This is a genomic window from Streptococcus sp. 1171_SSPC (genome assembly GCF_001069335.1).
Taxonomy (GTDB): Bacteria; Bacillota; Bacilli; order Lactobacillales; family Streptococcaceae; genus Streptococcus; species Streptococcus xiaochunlingii.
In genome coordinates this window covers 167,365-185,267 of the sequence record NZ_JWAK01000015.1, presented here as the reverse complement: position 1 = coordinate 185,267, position 17,903 = coordinate 167,365, and the positions used below count along the sequence as shown (strand labels likewise).

Genomic DNA, 17,903 nt, shown 5'->3' with positions numbered 1-17,903 from the left:
TTTGTCTCTTGCAATCCTTAAGTAAATATGGTACATTTTTGGTAGCGATTACACATACTTAAGGAGGATTTTATGAAAAATCCCAAATTATTAGAAACAATGAAAGATTATAAGGGACGAGATGAGGTTCCCGCAGATTTTGATGCTTTTTGGGATCAAGCCCTAGCAAAGATGACTGAACTGCCTGAATACAAGCTTGAAGAACGAGATTTCAGCATTCCAAATGTTGCTTGTTATGAATTAACCTTTAAAGGAACACGAGATGGGCTTGTTTATGCGCGGGTTGTTCTCCCAAAAACGGATCAAAAGGTTCCAGTTATTTTCCATTTTCATGGCTATATGGGCCGTTGTTGGGATTGGTCTGACATGCTGCCTTATACAGTAGCCGGCTATGGTGTTGTGACTATGGATGTAAGAGGTCAGTCAGGCTTTTCAACCGACGGAGATCGTTCACCACTTGGAAATACGGTAAAAGGACAGATTATCCGTGGAGCCGTGGAAGGTCCGGATGAGCTCTTTTATAAGGATGTCTATTTGGATCTTTACCAGTTAATTGAAATTGTAGCCAACCTCCCTCAAGTTGACGACAGCAAACTTGCTAGCTACGGAGCATCTCAAGGTGGAGCCTTGGCCCTGATTGCTGCTGGATTGAATCCTCGTATACAACGAACGGTAGCCATTTATCCATTCTTATCAGATTTCAGACGAGTATTGGAGATTGGGAACACCAGCGAGGCTTATGACGAGCTTTTCCGTTATTTCAAGTTCCATGATCCATTCCATGAAACAGAAGATCGTTTGATGCAGACTTTGGCCTATATTGATGTGAAAAACTTTGCCCATCGTATCAAAGGACAGGTTCACATGATTACCGGGCTAGATGATGATGTCTGTTATCCTGTGACACAGTTTGCCATTTATAATCGATTAGAATGTCCAAAAGAGCATTTAATCATGCCAGAATATGCCCACGAAGCCATGAACGTTCAAGTCAATGATCGAGTCTATAATTGGCTCTGTGGTAGCAAGATTTCATTTCAATATGTAGAAAATTAAGTTAGAAAAGAAAATAATCAGTAGATCCATGTGATTTGCTGATTGTTTTGTGTTTAAAAGGGATCTGTATAGATATAAAAACTAAAAGTTTATGTACAATTGACCAAACAAGACCTAAACCATTGATACAACTAAATTAGAAGCATAAAGTACATTCTTTAAAAAGTGTACTTTATTTTTATTTTGTACATTATTTTGGAATGGTATTTTGTATGTTTGCTAGTGCATAATATCAGCTAATCGAAGAAATTGATTTGTACATTTTTTTACTCTAGTAACGGTAGAAGAAGTGGTGGTTCAATTGTACATTTTATTTAAAATATTTATAGTTATAAGATTAGTATTTGAAGCATAAATAAAGTAGATACAGTGGTATAATAGTGTCAAAAGACTTTCAGGAGAAATGACATGAGATCGCACACAGTTATTCTAGGTGCTGGTGCTACTATTGCAGCAATTCCAGATGGTGATAAAAACGGCAAAAGTTCTTCAGTTATGAATGGATTGCTAAAAAAACTAAATTTAGAAGAAATTCTTGCTGGTGTTGAATTACAGACAAAGAGCGAAAATTTAGAAGATATCTATTCAGAATTATTTGAGAGAGAAGAGTGCTCCGAAATAGTTAAAAAACTAGAAGAAAGACTCTATGATTATTTTGCTTCGTTGGAGTTACCTGATGAACCAACAATTTATGATCTTTTAATATTAAGTTTAACTAATAAAGATTGCATAGCTACGTTTAATTGGGACCCTTTACTTATACAAGCTTATGTTCGCTGTTCAAAAATTACTCTGAACCTGCCACAAATTCTTTGTTTACATGGGAATGTAGCTGTCGGTTTTTGTGAAGAACATACTGAGTTTGGAACAGTAGATTACTATTGCCCAACATGTTATAAAAAATTAAATCCAACAAAATTATTGTATCCCGTAAAAAACAAAGACTATTCTTCCGATGGATACATAAATTGGTGTTGGAAAGCATTAGATTACTTTGTCGATCATTCATATATGTTAACTATTTTTGGATACAGTGCTCCTAAGAGCGATGTAGATGCTGTTAATTTAATGAAAAAAGCATGGGGAAATATTGAAGACCGACCACTTGAAGAAGTTTCCGTAATAGATATTATAGACGAAGAGACTATGCTAAATACATGGAAAGACTTTATTCATAGCCATCATTATAGGTATTCAAATTCATTTTTTGATTCTTACTTAGCAAAATTTCCAAGAAGAACTTGTGAAACCGTATTTGCAACATTTTCATTAAATGTTCCTTCTGATGGTAGTAGAGGATTTAAAGAGAATTTTAATTGGGACATGATAAAAGAGTTTTTATCTGATATGTTAGTTGAAGAACAGGAAAATAAAGGAAAATCAAATTTAAAATCGAGATATTTAGTTTGGGGTGAAGATGTTAACAAATAATCCAATTAATCATAGTGTACTTAAATTGTCAATGGATTTCGATAATGCTTTTAAACATAAAAATATAGAGGAAATCTATAGACTAATAGAATTTGGAAAAAATATGGAAAACACTATTGATGATATTTCCAAAATTCAATTATTTTATTCTATTGGGACAGCATACGCTGATATATTTGAACTAAGTGATAACTTAGTTTTCAACATAGATACCGATTTTACAGTTCAACAAATTTATTACTTAAGAAAAGCTATAGAAATTTCAAATAACGTTGATATAAATTCTGAGAACAGTAGGTTTGTTTTCCCATTATTATGTTCACTTTACACTAATTACGCAAATTTATTAGATGCTTGTGGTAGAAAGCAGTTAGCTATTAAGATGTATTGTAAATGTATACAAATCAATCCAAGATTCACAATGGCTAGTGGTAACTTGGCTATTTGTCTAGATCATTATCGTAATTTTTTGAATGATAACGAACACCTCCACTTTATTAAAAAAATTAAAAATTTAATAGAAACAAGCATAACTGTTTCAGATCCAAACAGAGTTGATTATGCAGAAAAGCGATTTATTGAACTTTACGAACAATATCTTAATTATAAAGACTTAGATGAATGCTCTTGTAAAACCATCGATTATAATCCTAATTCACAAAAGTATCGCGAATGGTGTTGGAATAACGGGCTGTATCTTAATCCACTTAATGACTTACAAGCTGACGATATAAATAGATATGATGATAATCTTTTACTACCAAGTTTATTATTTCAATCGGATAAAGATTTAAACAAATATATTTCTATGTTTAATCAAATTAAGCAAGAATATGTTTATGCGCGTTATCTCTGTTTTAATAGCATTGAAATTGATTCGGTTCATTATGCTGATGAGAATGTTTATCTTATTGATTGTCTAGACTATGTACAATACTCTATCCGAGTTGAAGGATTAAAAGCATCTTTTAAAACACTATATTCATTATTAGATAAAGTAGCTATGTTTATAAATGAATATTATTCTTTAAAAATTAAAACTCGACAAGTAAATTTCCATTCAATTTGGAGATCAAATAGTGATTTAAATAAAATGTTGGATAAGAATATTGGTCTGTCATCTATATTTTGGATAGAGAAAGATTTTGATAATGGTGATAATTCTTTAACAGCTAATCCAAACTCAAAGCGATTGAAAATTATTAGAAATTATTTAGAGCACAGATTTACTAATATAACATTGAATATTTTTAATGGAAGTGAAGATAATGAAGATAATAATGAAACCAGACTGTATCTAACTGAATTTGAACTTCAAGAGTTTGCATTAGATTTATTAAATCTTGTAAGAGAAGTTATTTTTTCACTCAAAAATGCCATTCAAATAAGTGAAAATGAAAAACAATCTACTATAAGCAGTGAAGTTGCTTTAATTCCGATAAATTATGAAGAAGTAGATTCGGAAGATAAATTATAGCATTGAACATACAATTTATAGTCGTTATAAAAAGCAATAGCCTAAATTCATTTAACTAATCGACTTAACTAGATCTAAACCATTGATAAAACTGAATTAGAAGGATAAAGTACACTCATTAAGCAGTGTACTTTATTTTTGTTTTGTACATTATTTGTTGATTGCTTAATCAATACTACATCGCTATCAGGCAATTCAGTCTCCATTTAGTCCTCTAAAACCCATGTTGAGGCGGTAAGTTTGCTAGTCAAGGAGTAAAACGACGAAGATTAGCATTTACTTCCGCCCATGCGATAGCTGTCCGTGATTGACAAGTGCTAGCACGCAGACAGAACGGAGATAGCGAACCGCTGAGTGTGTCGCTCTGCTCGTAAAAGCTTAGAAACCTTTGAACGAAAGGGATAATGAAAGCCTTGATTGCAAGGCTTTTTGCTTTATGGTGGGTAAGTATCAGAGTGAGAAAATTTTTGGAATGAGTAGAAGTGATAGCTAGAAATTATCAGTTTCTATTTCCATTTACCCTGTGGGTACGTGTTTGTTTCCATTGACAAGGAGTTTGTGGGAATAGAAATGTACCCACCTTGTTTGAATCAAGTGAAGTGTAGTTGAAGGAAATCTGTTGAAAGCAATACTTCATTTTACCGAATAAGTAATAATTTAGGCAACTTCAAATCGATTAAAAAAAACTATTTTAAAGGTTAAGAGTAGACAAAAATTGTCCACTCTTTTTTGCAAACTCAATTTATCAATAAATGAAATGAGGGAATGTAAAATGAAATATTTTGAGGTTGAGTTAGAAAATCCTGATGAATTTTTAAAACTACAAACAGAAGATTTTGTGAAAGCTAATCGCTTGCTACTAAGGAAGATAATCCAGAGCGTTACAGTCTATGAAGAAAACTTCGTCATATCCTTTAAATCTGGCATCGAATTGGAAGTATGAGTCTCATTCCATAACTTTTATATTGAACATATCATCTTGTTGTGTTATACTATAAATTGATATAAACAAAGATGTAGGAGGAACCGAAACTATGACAGCCTCAATGCGTTTAAGATAAGCTGGCAATAAAAAAAGCAGAATCTATACCCGATGATAGGCTTTTTTGTTGTGCTTATTTATACGATATTGAGCATTCATTAGTTACGGTGAGGATATTGGTTATTTAACTATACCTTTATTTAACTATGTCTTTAATATGAATGTTTCCAAATTGTATGTATGCAGACCAAAAGCCACATTGTGGGGTTTGGCCTGCATTTTTTATTGCCTAGAATGCTATTCAAAATAGAAATTCAAGCAAAATAATATGCAGGAGATAATATAAATGGAAAAATACAACAATTGGAAACGAAAATTTTATGCAATATGGGCAGGGCAAGCAGTATCATTAATCACTAGTGCCATCCTGCAAATGGCGATTATTTTTTACCTTACAGAAAAAACAGGATCTGCGATGGTCTTGTCTATGGCTTCATTAGTAGGTTTTTTACCCTATGCGATTTTGGGACCTGCCATTGGTGTGCTAGTGGATCGTCATGATAGGAAGAAGATAATGATTGGTGCCGATTTAATTATCGCAGCAGCTGGTGCAGTGCTTGCTATTGTTGCATTCTGTATGGAGCTACCTGTCTGGATGATTATGATAGTATTGTTTATCCGTAGCATTGGAACAGCTTTTCATACCCCAGCACTCAATGCGGTTACACCACTTTTAGTACCAGAAGAACAGCTAACGAAATGCGCAGGCTATAGTCAGTCTTTGCAGTCTATAAGCTATATTGTTAGTCCGGCAGTTGCAGCACTCTTATACTCCGTTTGGGATTTAAATGCTATTATTGCCATCGACGTATTGGGTGCTGTGATTGCATCTATTACGGTAGCAATTGTACGTATACCTAAGCTGGGTAATCAAGTGCAAAGTTTAGAACCAAATTTCATAAGGGAGATGAAAGAAGGAGTTGTGGTTCTGAGACAAAACAAAGGATTGTTTGCCTTATTACTCTTAGGAACACTATATACTTTTGTTTATATGCCAATCAATGCACTATTTCCTTTAATAAGCATGGAACACTTTAATGGAACGCCTGTGCATATTTCTATTACGGAAATTTCCTTTGCATTTGGGATGCTAGCAGGAGGCTTATTATTAGGAAGATTAGGGGGCTTCGAAAAGCATGTATTACTAATAACAAGTTCATTTTTTATAATGGGGACCAGTTTAGCCGTTTCGGGAATACTTCCTCCAAATGGATTTGTAATATTCGTAGTTTGCTGTGCAATAATGGGGCTTTCGGTGCCATTTTATAGCGGTGTGCAAACAGCTCTTTTTCAGGAGAAAATTAAGCCTGAATATTTAGGACGTGTATTTTCTTTGATCGGAAGTATCATGTCACTTGCTATGCCAATTGGGTTAATTCTTTCTGGATTCTTTGCTGATAAAATCGGTGTAAATCATTGGTTTTTACTATCAGGTATTTTAATTATTGGCATTGCTATAGTTTGCCAAATGATAACTGAGGTTAGAAAATTAGATTTAAAATAAACAATATTGGAGGAATATTTATGTATCTTATTTTCATGTAACTCTTCCTGCTAAAATCGCAGGGTTTTCCCTGCATACAAGCAAATGAAAGCATGCGATTATAGACAGGAGGAAATGTTATGGAATTAATATTAAAAGCAAAAGACATTCGTGTGGAATTCAAAGGACGCGATGTTTTAGATATAAATGAATTAGAAGTATATGATTATGACCGTATTGGTTTAGTAGGAGCAAATGGTGCTGGAAAAAGCACTTTACTCAGGGTACTTTTAGGAGAATTAACTCCCCCAGGATGTAAAATGAATCGTCTGGGTGAACTTGCCTATATTCCCCAGTTGGACGAAGTAACTCTGCAGGAGGAAAAAGATTTTGCACTTGTAGGCAAGCTAGGTGTTGAGCAATTAAATATACAGACTATGAGCGGTGGTGAAGAAACAAGGCTTAAAATAGCACAGGCCTTATCGGCACAGGTTCATGGTATTTTAGCGGATGAACCTACGAGCCATTTAGACCGTGAAGGAATTGATTTTCTAATAGGACAGCTAAAATATTTTACAGGTGCACTGTTAGTTATTAGCCATGACCGCTATTTTCTTGATGAAATAGTAGATAAAATATGGGAACTGAAAGATGGCAAAATCACTGAGTATTGGGGAAACTATTCTGATTATCTTCGTCAGAAAGAGGAAGAACGTAAGAGCCAAGCTGCAGAATACGAACAATTTATTGCGGAACGTGCCCGATTGGAAAGGGCTGCGGAGGAAAAGCGAAAACAGGCTCGTAAAATAGAACAGAAGGCAAAAGGTTCTTCAAAGAAAAAAAGTACTGAAGACGGAGGGCGTTTAGCTCATCAAAAATCAATAGGAAGTAAGGAAAAAAAGATGTATAATGCTGCTAAAACCCTAGAGCACAGGATTGCGGCCTTAGGAAAAGTAGAAGCTCCGGAAGGCATTCGCAGAATTCGTTTCAGGCAAAGTAAAGCATTGGAGCTCCATAATCCATACCCTATAGTCGGTGCAGAAATTAATAAAGTATTTGGGGATAAGGCTCTGTTTGAAAATGCATCTTTTCAAATTCCGTTAGGAGCAAAAGTGGCGTTAACTGGTGGTAATGGAATCGGAAAAACAACTTTAATCCAAATGATCTTAAACCATGAAGAAGGAATTTCTATTTCGCCTAAGGCAAAAATAGGTTACTTTGCACAGAATGGTTACAAGTACAACAGTAATCAGAATGTTATGGAGTTTATGCAGAAGGATTGTGACTACAATATATCAGAAATTCGTTCAGTGCTAGCATCTATGGGGTTCAAACAGAACGATATTGGAAAAAGTTTATCTGTTTTAAGCGGTGGAGAAATTATAAAATTGTTGCTTGCTAAAATGCTCATGGGTAGATATAACATCCTAATAATGGATGAACCCAGTAACTTCCTTGACATACCAAGTTTAGAGGCTTTGGAAATACTAATGAAGGAGTACACCGGAACTATCGTGTTTATCACCCACGATAAACGATTACTCGAAAATGTAGCAGATGTAGTTTATGAAATTAGAGATAAGAAAATAAATCTGAAACATTAAATTTAAGGTAGTCGCTGGTCAGTATAGTCTGTTCTGGTTGGCGACTCCATTGTTAAAGAGTATAAAGACTTTAGATTTTATGAATATTAAAAATAGGAACAGTCAATTGAACTGCTCCTATTTTTCTGCTAAATATATTGTAGTTTTCTTATATGTATAATGATAGATTAGCGGATTCTCATCTACGGTACTTACTTCAAATATGAAGAAGTGATCGCGGTTATCTCTGGACTTTTCCTTATTGAGGACAAAGTAATTCTTACGTGAAGTCGCCATTGTTTTTAGGATATCATCAGTTAGGAAGGTCAATGGAATATTCATGTTAGAGTAGCGGTAGAAGTCACGTTCAAAATCTTGGTAGCTCTCGCTATAATAGTCCATTTGTAGGTGATTACGCTGAAACTCAAGCTGATTCATAGAGCACCTCCTCGACAAGTTCAATACTAATAATGTCTTTTAATTTCAAATTGATGTGACCTGTTGTAGTTTTTATCAAAATGAAATCTTTGGTCAGACTTGGTATTGTTCCAGTGTAGGAAACACGCTTGTTTTTTTCAATCACTTGAATGCGTGTGCGTAGCTGCCCGGCGTATACTTGACTGAGGAGTAATAATTTCTTCTCTAGTGATAAGTCAGACATGTACGTTACTTTGTTTGTATCATCAGAGAGTGCTGATGCATGTTCAGATAGGAAAAAGCCCATCCATTTTTGCATCTTTGTATCCTGGTACTCTCTTGCTGATTGAAATGGTAAATATGAACGGTCAATCATATCAAATCCTTTCTATGCAGAGGCAAGGGTATTTTTATCAAATTGAATCGTAAAACCTTGAATTCCCCCACCTGTGTAACATTCTTTAAAGCGATTGATTACCTCAGTATAGATTATCACAGATGAGCTTGTTGGCTTAATGCTAAATGTAAATTCCAATGGTAATCGGTTTTCAGATTTAGCATGTACTAGTCGTATCGATATTTCAGTTGTTTTGAGTTTTCTCTGACGAAGTTTTGAAGTTGCTGTTTCAACGATTCCATGTAAAAATCTTTCAAGCATTTCAATATCATTACATCCTTTGCTACGGATTTCTGAAAATTGTACTGTATTTTTTTCTTGTTTCATTTTAATCCCTCCAATCCACCCGCGGAATGACCACCGATAAGTTTACTGCGTTCAATATTTCTGGAACCTTCAGTTAGGACGGTTCCTTTTTGTATGGCTAAAAAACCAAACTGTTCTCTGACAACATCAATAGCTGTCTGAAGTCTATTATCTTTTTCAATTTGTTCTACATCATCAAAGAGTGATAGTAGAGTATAGCTTTCATCTACGAAGCCACTATAAGATACACCAATTTGTCTCACTGCACCAGAGGTGTATTTTTTCGGAATAATACAAGTACATGACTCACCATTGTTTTGGGGAGATTTGCGGGTTCAATTTTATTCTGAGCATTTATAGATTTTTTCATCTCAGTCCTAGAATAGCCAATATGAATAGAAACGACAGTAGTCAATACTAGGGCTACTGTTCCGTTCCACAGTATCATTTAAAAATCATTTTCACACCCTTTCGTCTATTAGTATAGAAGAAAGCTCTCAGCACACGTTGAGGCAGTATCACTGCTTGTACGAGCTTAGAAAAAAATGTTGACGAAAAAGCCTTGGTGTCAAGGATTTTTTGCTATCCTCAAAAAGATAATTTTATAATTGACAATTTGTCAGTAGAGCAGTATAATTTATAATCAGGAGGAATAAAATGCGAGATGTAAAAGATCCGGAAATTCGACGGGCTGAGATTATGGATGCTTCTATGCTCCTCTTTATGGAGAAAGGATATGCGAACACAACAACTCAGGATATAGTCGATAAGGTAAATATATCACGAGGTTTGTTATACTATCACTTTAAGAACAAAGAAGATATTCTATATTGTCTTGTGGAACGATATTCAGAGAAATTATTGAGAGATATTCATGTGATTGTCAATGATGACGACAAAACTGCTATTGAAAAAATAAGAGCCTTTATAGATGCCACAATAATCTCTACAGATAACGTTTCAGCGGAGGGAACTGAGTTACAAAAGACGGTTGATCTTAAAGAAAATCGTTATATGTTAGATAAGTTATCCCATAAGCTCATTGAAAAACTGACTATATATTTTGAGAGGATAATAAATCAAGGCATCTCAGAAAAAGTATTTTCTGTAAAATATCCATCTGAAACAGCAGAATTTCTTATGACAGCCTATGTTTTTGTTTCAAATAACATAGGTATAAAAACATCAAAGAAAGAACCTGTCAAAGATTACTTGAATGCATTTAAGATAATGCTGGAACAAAACCTAAATACAAAAGGACTCTTTAGCAATTAAAAAAAGATAGAATGTTTGTAAAGAGAACTATGTACCGATAGCTGAATCAAAACAAGCTATCGGTATTATTTCAAAATATGACTGACAAATTGTCAATAGAGGTGAAAATATGTTAGAGATAAAGAATTTTAGTAAAAGTTATGGGGATAAGAAGGTTGTGGATAACCTATCTATTTCAGTACAGCCTGGAGATATTTATGGTTTTATTGGAGCAAATGGTGCGGGAAAAACGACAACGATAAAGGCAGTTGTCGGTATCCATGATTTTGAAGACGGAAGTATAATTATCAACGGTCATTCTATTAAAGAAGAACCTGTTATTTGTAAAAAAATGATGGCGTATATCCCAGATAATCCAGATTTGTATGAACATATGACAGGACTTCAATATATTAATTTCATTGCTGACCTGTTTGAAATTCCTACAAAAATACGCAGGGAGAGAATCCAAAATTACGGTGATTTATTTGATATGACTGAGCATCTTTCGGGGATAATTTCTTCATATTCACATGGTATGAAGCAACGAACAGCCATTATTTCTGCACTTGTACATTCTCCCAAACTATTGATTTTAGATGAACCTTTTGTTGGGCTAGATCCCAAAGCAACTTTCCTACTAAAGAAAATTATGCATGAGTGTGTTTCAGATGGAGGTGCTATTTTCTTTTCAACCCATGTATTGGATGTTGCGGAAAAATTATGTAATAAGATTGCCATTATCAAAAATGGAAAGTTAGTTGCAAGTGGTAATACAGGAGATATCAAAGGTAATGAATCATTGGAAGCATTTTTCATGGAGGTGCAGGGCAATGAGTAACATTTGGATACTAATTAGAGCACAATTGATAAATTTTTTTCCCATTAACCAGATTAGAGAGACGGGAAATAAAAAACAAAGTTCAATGGCTATTGCGAGTTTTGGCATAGTAACTCTTGCCTTATTTTGCTTTTTTTATAATATCCTAACAGCTAAAACATTGGTACAAGTTGGACAACAAAACTTGATTCCGGCATATATGGTCTCTGTCTCAAGTTTTTCGATATTATTTTTGACAGTTTTTTATTCGAATGGCATTTTATTTGGCAGTCGAGATATGGAAATTCTCCAATCCTTACCTGTTAAAAGTTCGTATATTATCACCAGCAAGTTCATGTTTATGTACTTATTGAATTTTTTAATAGGCTTGATGTTTATGCTTCCGGGTGGAATTGTATGGGGCTTGAACGGAAGTTTAAACCTCCTACAGATTATATTGTATTTTACTTCTATATTTTTTGCCCCTTTGATCCCCATGTGTATAGCGGCATGCATGGGACTCGTTATTGTTGTCGCTTCATCTTTTTTTAAAAGAAAAAATGTTATCTCTCTTATTTTTTCATTTGCGATGCTAGGTATAATTGGATATTTTGCATTATCAGCTTTGCAATCAGGTGATGAAAGTAGTATTGGGGTTACTCTGGCTAAGCAAATTACTGGACTGTATCCAATTTCTAGACTATTTATGTCATACTACAATTTTCCAATGTACTATGGGATGGGATTTTATATAGTTCTTTCAATAGTCGTCTTTTATCTATTTGTCAAAATTGCTTCGTTGAAGTATGGACTACTTAATACACTTGCCAATACAAAATCAAGTTATGCTAATGACAAAGTATCTTATGAAAGAAAATCGGTATTTTTTGCCTTGTATCAAAAAGAGCTTGGACGATTTTTAAGTTCTTATATGGCAGTCTTGAATGCTGGGCTTGGAGTGATTCTTTTATGTGTCTTTAGTATATGTTTCCTGTTTAATTCTGTAGGTCAAATAGGAAATTCTGCAGGAATTGAAAATATAAATGAGTATCTTTCAAACTTAGCTCCCGTCTTTATTGCATCTATGCTTTCACTCAGTTGTCCAGCAGCTTCATCTATATCTTTAGAAGGTAAAAATATTTGGATTTTGAAAAGTTCTCCGGTTGAGATAAAAATGATTTTAAATGCTAAGATAGCTGTCAACCTTACACTTCATTTGATTGGATATATGATTTCTGTATCAGTATTTATGCTGAAACTTGATATGAATCCTATTCAAGTTATGAATCTAGTTATTGTTCCTATATGTTACTCCCTTTTTATAACGGTAATCGGAATTTCATTAAATAAAAAATATCCTAACTATGATTGGGACAGTGAGATGATAGTCGTCAAACAAAGTCTACCTGTTATTGTGACTGGAATTATTGGTATGATTGTACTTATTACGCCTATTTTTCTTAATTGGGTGTTAAATATTCCGATTACATTTGTTTTGCAGGTAGTATCAGTAGTTTTATTGGTTATTACAATGGGTGTTTATATAACAATGAGCAAGTCGAATTTTATCTAGTTAAAGGAGGAAAATAAGATGAAAAACAGACTGACAAAAGATATTTTGGTGTTGCTAGGGATGACAGTCATAATAGTTGTTATTTGTAGTTTTCTCCCAGAGGAAGTTCCTATCCATTTCAATGCAAAAGGTGTTGCAGATATGTTTGCAAATAAATATTATCTTCTACTGGCTACAGTAATAACATACTCTGCATATTGGAAGATTGTTAGGGGGAAGGAAAATAAAAAGATTAAATGAAACCCCATCTATATTTACAGATTGCATCAAAATTAAGAACAACTATTTTAAGAGGTGATTATGTGCTTGGACAAAAAATTCCTTCGATAAGGAGTTTAGCAGAAAATGAGAAGTGTAATCCAGCAACAATCCAAAAAGCAATGAAAGTTCTCGAAGAACAGAATTTGGTTATTAGCTGTGGAACATTAGGATATTTTGTCATAGCAAGCGAGCAAGAAATAAAGGAGTTAAGATATCAAGAATCGAACAAGCTAGTGAAAATTTTGTTTGAAAATCTAGGTGAGCTAGGATTTTCGGAAGATGAGATTGTCAATTTATTTTTTTGAAAAGATGCTTAGATGAAGTTGAATGGAAATTTATTAGGATTATTTTTGAAAGTATATAAAAGCCTTGATTATAAGGCTTTTTTTGCATTTTCCAATAAAGAACTTGACATTATTAGTTACTTCCACTACAATAGAATTACATACCATCGGTATGATAGAAAGGAACAAAAATGGCAAGGAATAGAAACTCACATGAAACTAGAAAAAAAATACTAGAGGTCTCTAAAAATCTATTTTTAGAAAAAGGATTTGATAATACATCAATACAAGATATCATAGATGGATTAGGTGGATTAACAAAAGGTGTTATCTATCATCATTTTGAGTCTAAATATGATATACTGCAAACAATCATTAGCGAAAATAATCAAGAAATTTTAAATTATAATTGGAGAGGAAATACTGGATTAGAAAAGATACAAAATTCTTTGATGGACTCTTTCTCTAATTTTGAACACCAAAGGCTCGTTTACTCTGCCTCAATCATGCTAAGAAGTCCACGCTTATTGGGAGAGCAGTATCTAGGTCTATTTTCTGATTTTTTACCCGAAATTAGAGAAAAGGTTTACGAAGGAGTTGAAGATGGGTCTATTAAAACAGAATATCCAGAAGAGCTAGCAGATTTAATTGTTTTATCTCTAAATATTTGGATTGGTTTTCAAATTTCCGTTTTTTCATTAGTAGAATTAAAGCGTAAAATGAATTTCATTAAACTTACTTTTGAAGGTCTAGGGGTACAGTTAATTTCTGATGAAATGATGGAGGTGATTTTCAACTTATTTGATCGCTTAAAAAAATAGTAAATAAGTAGTCGCATGACATTCATGTTAATACTAATTTCTATTTATGTGTTATCAATTCAATAAATTATCTTACATAATTTATAGTTAAAAAATAACATACTTTAAGTGTGTTATTAAAAATCTATTATACATACCGAGGGTATGTTTGTTTTTAGTATATACATACCGATAGTATGTATGGTGCCATTGTCTGTAAAATAAGCTTATTTTTAAATATTTGTCGAGATTAGTCTGAATAGTTTATTCTTTATTTACGCTTTGGAGGAAATAATCTATGTTGTCGCTTATTAAAATTGAATTAAATAAAGTTTCTAAATCTAAATTATTTTTAGCCTGGTTGTGTACTATATTTATAGTGTTAGGTATTACAGCAATCATTATTATGGGTTTAGGTACTGACAATAAACTAGGAGAATTTACTGGACAGGATTCTAATGTTATTAGAATTACTGGTAAATGGGAAGGTTGGGCAATTGTAGCTTCATTGTTTTCATCTTTATTTACAAAAGCAGCATTTTTGATTTTCGAATCTTATTTATTATCTACGATTATTATTGATGAATTTAAACGAAGAACAATTTTTCAGTTGTTTTCTTACCCTATTTCTAAAATAAAGTTACTTTGGGGAAAAATTCTTTCAGTCATTCTAATAGCATTTATTGCCCATTTTTCTGCACATTTAGTGACTCAATTATTCATTAGATTCATGGCTGTTGTAACTGAATCTAGTTATATCCCTCTAGCTAGTCAATTAATTAACTTGGCTGGAATAACGTTTGCAACAGTACTAATAGGGTTACTACCATTTGTTTTAGGTATGATTAAACATTCAACAGCTATAACAATGCTTTCAGGACTTGGTTTAGCAGCATTACTTTCAAATGTAAGTCCAGGAAGTTTATCTAATAATATTGCTGATAACTTATTCTTTTTGATATTTGCAAGTTTCATAAGTTTAATGATTACTTCATTTTCAATTTTTAATATTTCAAGACAAGATATTAGTATCAAGTAGCATACCTAAGTTTAATTGAAGGAAAGTGATAATTCCTTAATGATTTCTATAAAAAAAGAGACTGTATAAATTAGTATTTATGCTCTGGGAGAAAAATTCTTGCATTTAAAACTGGATATAGAAAGAGAGATAGAAATGAGAAATATTGTTGAAATAAAAGAAGTTTTTAAAACAATTGATAAAGAAGAAATTTTAAGTGGTATCAACCTTCAAATTGCTGAAGGAGAAATCTATGGTTTTCTAGGACCGAATGGTGCTGGAAAAACAACGTTAATGAAATGTATGTTATCCTTATCAACAATTACATCAGGTAGTATTGAAATTTTTGGGAAAAATCTACAAGAACACAGAGAAGAAATCCTAAGTCAGATTGGAAGTATTATTGAATCACCAATTTTTTATGATAACTGCACTGCAAAAGAAATTTTGGAAATTCACGCTCAGTATATGGGGAAAACTATTACTGAATCAGATATAATAAGAGCCTTAAGAATGGTCGGATTAAAAAATACGACTAAAAAAGTAAAAGATTTTTCGTTAGGAATGAGGCAAAGGCTTGGTTTAGCTCGTGCCTTTCTAACAAAACCTAAATTGTTAATTTTAGATGAGCCAATCAATGGTTTAGATCCAATAGGAATTCAAGAAATTCGAAATCTTTTGTTGTCGCTTTCTAAGGAGCATGGAATTACAATACTAATATCGAGTCATATATTATCGGAAATTTCACAGATAGCAGATAAAATTGGTTTTATCAAAAATGGAAAAATTGTAGAACAGGTCTCTATGAAAGAGATTAGGAGAGAGAATATTGACTTAGAAGAATATTTTATGTCACATTTTCTAAATTAAATTAAGAATTATGAGGTAGATTAAGGATGAAACAATTGATAAAGAACCATCAGAAGGCTTTTTATGCTTTCATGATATTTAATATACTGGTCCCTTTAACTAATATTGCTTTTGCTTATTCTATTAAAGGTATTATTGATAGTGGCATGTCTCAAAATAAAGAAGCCTTAACTCAAGCGGTACTAGTAGGAGCTATTGTTATTCTCATATATGCAGGGCTCAACTTTATATCTCTTCGATTGAAAAATAAACTTGTTAGGCAAATCATGTCAAGATACAAAAATAAGGTGTTCCAATCTATTTTAGATAGGGATTATAGAGACTTTTCTAAAGAAAAATCAGGGAAATTTATTTCTGTATTAACCGAAAATATGAAGAAAATTGAGCAAGATTATCTACACCAGTATTTTAATATTTCAAAAAACCTTTCCTTAATGATTTTTTCGCTCCTAGCTATGTTTATAGGTAATTGGTATTTGACCTTATTGGTTATCATTGCTAGCATTATTCCAATGATGATTTCTGGATTCATTGGACAAAAATCAGCTTATCTTCAAAAGAGTGCCATGATTGCAGATCAGAAGTATTTAGCTAAGGTTAAAGATATTTTAGCAGGATTTCTTGTTATTAAAAGTTTTAATGTGAAAGATGCTATCTGTGAGGATTATAGTTATGAAAGTGAAAAATTGGATGAGATATATTTTATAAAAGGAAAATTTGATGTTTTAGCAAATGTTATTTCACAGCTTTCAGGGATGATTGTTTTTTTGGTAGCTTTTGGTGGAGGGATGTACCTCGTATTTAATGGTTCTACCACAATTGGGAGTGTGACAGCTATTGTTCAACTAGTCAATTTTGTAGTAATGCCACTAAATGAAATTGGTATGGGAATGAGTAAATTTCGTGAAGGGCAAGCAACACTTAATGCATTTGAGGTAAAAGATGTAATTGGACTTCAGACTGGTGAAACGAAAGAATATTTCGATGATGTCATTTCTTTTTCAAATATAGACTTTTCTTACCCTAATGCTGAAGAAAAAATTTTTAATCATTTATCTTTGAAGATTCAAAAAGGGGAAAAAATTGCAATTGTAGGAATGTCAGGGAGTGGAAAATCAACTTTGCTCAATCTATTGCTGCGTTTTTATGATGTAACAAGTGGACATATTTCAATTGATAATCAAGATATACAAGCTATTTCAGCAGAGAGTCTTTATAACTTGATGACGATTGTTCAGCAAGATATTTATATCTTTGATGATACTTTAAGAGCAAATATTACTCTTAATCAATCCTTCACTGATGAGGAAATAAAGAAAGCTGTACAGCAGTCAGGTTTAGAAAGTTATGTTTTAGAAAATGAATTAGGTCTACAAGCTTTATGTGGAGAGAATGGATCAAATTTATCTGGCGGACAAAAACAAAGAGTTAGTATTGCGCGCGCCTTGATTCGAAAAACACCAATCTTATTATTGGATGAGGCTACTTCATCTTTGGATAATCAAGTAACTACTGAAATTGAAAGTTCAATCTTGGATATTAAAAATTTGACTGCACTTGTAGTAACCCACAAGTTGAATGAGAACATTTTGAAAAAATACGATAGAATTCTCTTTATGAAAGATGGCGTTATTGTTGAAGATGGTTCTTTCAGTGATTTGATGGATAGGAGAGGTGAGTTTTATAAGTTGTTTGAGTTGAGTGTGTAATTCTCTTTCATTTTATAGTATAATTTTATAAAACGCTCTAAAATCATTAAATTGATATAAAAGTGTTTTTTATTGTCAAAATATACAATTGAAAAAATTTCCAGTTTTTTTAAAATCACTTT

At 32.8% G+C, this 17,903-nt stretch carries 19 protein-coding genes; 15 read left to right on the top strand and 4 right to left on the bottom strand.

The window, feature by feature from the left end:
* Positions 1-72: 72 nt before the first annotated feature.
* From ADF75_RS02560 to msr(D), 6 genes are all read left to right on the top strand, one after another.
* Positions 73-1,056: an acetylxylan esterase gene (locus ADF75_RS02560; RefSeq protein ID WP_048789021.1), complete on the top strand. Its 984-nt coding sequence runs from the start codon at positions 73-75 to the stop codon at positions 1,054-1,056.
* 408 nt (positions 1,057-1,464) lie between these two features.
* Entirely contained in the window at positions 1,465-2,487 is a 1,023-nt protein-coding gene (locus ADF75_RS02555) for a hypothetical protein (protein WP_036757376.1), read from the top strand.
* Positions 2,474-3,964, top strand: coding sequence for an LA2681 family HEPN domain-containing protein (locus ADF75_RS02550; protein ID WP_009664121.1), 1,491 nt, complete (start codon positions 2,474-2,476; stop codon positions 3,962-3,964). Before ADF75_RS02555 ends, ADF75_RS02550 begins: the two co-directional genes overlap by 14 nt.
* A gap of 772 nt (positions 3,965-4,736) precedes the next feature.
* On the top strand, positions 4,737-4,907 hold the full coding sequence (locus ADF75_RS02545; RefSeq protein WP_000873143.1) for a hypothetical protein: 171 nt from the start codon (positions 4,737-4,739) through the stop codon (positions 4,905-4,907).
* Between the two features lie 385 nt (positions 4,908-5,292).
* The gene (mef(A), locus tag ADF75_RS02540; RefSeq protein WP_000417519.1) at positions 5,293-6,510 is read left to right on the top strand and encodes a macrolide efflux MFS transporter Mef(A); all 1,218 of its coding nucleotides are present in this window, start codon (positions 5,293-5,295) and stop codon (positions 6,508-6,510) included.
* 119 nt (positions 6,511-6,629) lie between these two features.
* Positions 6,630-8,093: an ABC-F type ribosomal protection protein Msr(D) gene (msr(D), locus tag ADF75_RS02535; RefSeq protein WP_000420313.1), complete on the top strand. Its 1,464-nt coding sequence runs from the start codon at positions 6,630-6,632 to the stop codon at positions 8,091-8,093.
* A 117-nt stretch (positions 8,094-8,210) separates the two neighbouring features.
* Here the strand turns inward: msr(D) and ADF75_RS02530 are convergent, their stop codons facing one another.
* Genes ADF75_RS02530 through ADF75_RS02515 form a run of 4 tightly spaced genes read right to left on the bottom strand, consistent with a single transcriptional unit; the run spans position 8,211 to position 9,455 of the window.
* Positions 8,211-8,510, bottom strand: a complete 300-nt coding sequence (locus ADF75_RS02530) for a DUF5960 family protein (RefSeq protein WP_001072467.1) — start codon at positions 8,508-8,510, stop codon at positions 8,211-8,213.
* A complete protein-coding gene (locus ADF75_RS02525; RefSeq protein WP_000567222.1) occupies positions 8,497-8,865 on the bottom strand; it encodes a hypothetical protein in 369 nt (122 codons plus the stop codon). Before ADF75_RS02525 ends, ADF75_RS02530 begins: the two co-directional genes overlap by 14 nt.
* Before the next feature lie 12 nt (positions 8,866-8,877).
* Positions 8,878-9,213: a hypothetical protein gene (locus ADF75_RS02520; protein ID WP_000806926.1), complete on the bottom strand. Its 336-nt coding sequence runs from the start codon at positions 9,211-9,213 to the stop codon at positions 8,878-8,880.
* Positions 9,210-9,455 (bottom strand): hypothetical protein, encoded by a 246-nt coding sequence (locus tag ADF75_RS02515; RefSeq protein ID WP_001813542.1) that lies wholly within the window; start codon positions 9,453-9,455, stop codon positions 9,210-9,212. The genes ADF75_RS02520 and ADF75_RS02515 overlap by 4 nt, the downstream gene beginning before the upstream one ends.
* Before the next feature lie 394 nt (positions 9,456-9,849).
* Between ADF75_RS02515 and ADF75_RS02505 the strand changes: the two genes are divergently transcribed.
* From ADF75_RS02505 to ADF75_RS02465, 9 genes are all read left to right on the top strand, one after another.
* Positions 9,850-10,467, top strand: a complete 618-nt coding sequence (locus tag ADF75_RS02505; RefSeq protein WP_009664199.1) for a TetR/AcrR family transcriptional regulator — start codon at positions 9,850-9,852, stop codon at positions 10,465-10,467.
* A gap of 109 nt (positions 10,468-10,576) precedes the next feature.
* Positions 10,577-11,287, top strand: coding sequence for an ABC transporter ATP-binding protein (locus ADF75_RS02500; protein WP_009664098.1), 711 nt, complete (start codon positions 10,577-10,579; stop codon positions 11,285-11,287).
* Entirely contained in the window at positions 11,280-12,839 is a 1,560-nt protein-coding gene (locus tag ADF75_RS02495; protein WP_009664211.1) for a hypothetical protein, read from the top strand. Before ADF75_RS02500 ends, ADF75_RS02495 begins: the two co-directional genes overlap by 8 nt.
* A gap of 18 nt (positions 12,840-12,857) precedes the next feature.
* Positions 12,858-13,079, top strand: a complete 222-nt coding sequence (locus ADF75_RS02490) for a DUF1648 domain-containing protein (protein WP_048789020.1) — start codon at positions 12,858-12,860, stop codon at positions 13,077-13,079.
* Entirely contained in the window at positions 13,076-13,405 is a 330-nt protein-coding gene (locus ADF75_RS02485; protein WP_035620602.1) for a GntR family transcriptional regulator, read from the top strand. The genes ADF75_RS02490 and ADF75_RS02485 overlap by 4 nt, the downstream gene beginning before the upstream one ends.
* Before the next feature lie 170 nt (positions 13,406-13,575).
* Positions 13,576-14,205, top strand: a complete 630-nt coding sequence (locus ADF75_RS02480; RefSeq protein WP_009664054.1) for a TetR/AcrR family transcriptional regulator — start codon at positions 13,576-13,578, stop codon at positions 14,203-14,205.
* A gap of 277 nt (positions 14,206-14,482) precedes the next feature.
* A complete protein-coding gene (locus ADF75_RS02475) occupies positions 14,483-15,223 on the top strand; it encodes an ABC transporter permease (protein WP_009664163.1) in 741 nt (246 codons plus the stop codon).
* Positions 15,224-15,358: 135 nt separating this feature from the next.
* A complete protein-coding gene (locus ADF75_RS02470) occupies positions 15,359-16,072 on the top strand; it encodes an ABC transporter ATP-binding protein (RefSeq protein WP_009664206.1) in 714 nt (237 codons plus the stop codon).
* Positions 16,073-16,098: 26 nt separating this feature from the next.
* The gene (locus tag ADF75_RS02465) at positions 16,099-17,781 is read left to right on the top strand and encodes an ABC transporter ATP-binding protein (protein ID WP_046165602.1); all 1,683 of its coding nucleotides are present in this window, start codon (positions 16,099-16,101) and stop codon (positions 17,779-17,781) included.
* Positions 17,782-17,903: the final 122 nt, after the last annotated feature.

Excerpts from the sequence above, each read along its gene's own strand:
- ADF75_RS02560 (WP_048789021.1), top strand. The coding sequence starts at position 73 with ATGAAAAATCCCAAATTATTAGAAACAATGAAAGATTATAAGGGACGA.
- ADF75_RS02555 (WP_036757376.1), top strand. The coding sequence starts at position 1,465 with ATGAGATCGCACACAGTTATTCTAGGTGCTGGTGCTACTATTGCAGCA.
- ADF75_RS02550 (WP_009664121.1), top strand. The coding sequence starts at position 2,474 with ATGTTAACAAATAATCCAATTAATCATAGTGTACTTAAATTGTCAATG.
- ADF75_RS02545 (WP_000873143.1), top strand. The coding sequence starts at position 4,737 with ATGAAATATTTTGAGGTTGAGTTAGAAAATCCTGATGAATTTTTAAAA.
- ADF75_RS02530 (WP_001072467.1), bottom strand. The coding sequence starts at position 8,510 with ATGAATCAGCTTGAGTTTCAGCGTAATCACCTACAAATGGACTATTAT.
- ADF75_RS02525 (WP_000567222.1), bottom strand. The coding sequence starts at position 8,865 with ATGATTGACCGTTCATATTTACCATTTCAATCAGCAAGAGAGTACCAG.
- ADF75_RS02520 (WP_000806926.1), bottom strand. The coding sequence starts at position 9,213 with ATGAAACAAGAAAAAAATACAGTACAATTTTCAGAAATCCGTAGCAAA.
- ADF75_RS02505 (WP_009664199.1), top strand. The coding sequence starts at position 9,850 with ATGCGAGATGTAAAAGATCCGGAAATTCGACGGGCTGAGATTATGGAT.
- ADF75_RS02500 (WP_009664098.1), top strand. The coding sequence starts at position 10,577 with ATGTTAGAGATAAAGAATTTTAGTAAAAGTTATGGGGATAAGAAGGTT.
- ADF75_RS02495 (WP_009664211.1), top strand. The coding sequence starts at position 11,280 with ATGAGTAACATTTGGATACTAATTAGAGCACAATTGATAAATTTTTTT.
- ADF75_RS02490 (WP_048789020.1), top strand. The coding sequence starts at position 12,858 with ATGAAAAACAGACTGACAAAAGATATTTTGGTGTTGCTAGGGATGACA.
- ADF75_RS02485 (WP_035620602.1), top strand. The coding sequence starts at position 13,076 with ATGAAACCCCATCTATATTTACAGATTGCATCAAAATTAAGAACAACT.
- ADF75_RS02480 (WP_009664054.1), top strand. The coding sequence starts at position 13,576 with ATGGCAAGGAATAGAAACTCACATGAAACTAGAAAAAAAATACTAGAG.
- ADF75_RS02475 (WP_009664163.1), top strand. The coding sequence starts at position 14,483 with ATGTTGTCGCTTATTAAAATTGAATTAAATAAAGTTTCTAAATCTAAA.
- ADF75_RS02470 (WP_009664206.1), top strand. The coding sequence starts at position 15,359 with ATGAGAAATATTGTTGAAATAAAAGAAGTTTTTAAAACAATTGATAAA.
- ADF75_RS02465 (WP_046165602.1), top strand. The coding sequence starts at position 16,099 with ATGAAACAATTGATAAAGAACCATCAGAAGGCTTTTTATGCTTTCATG.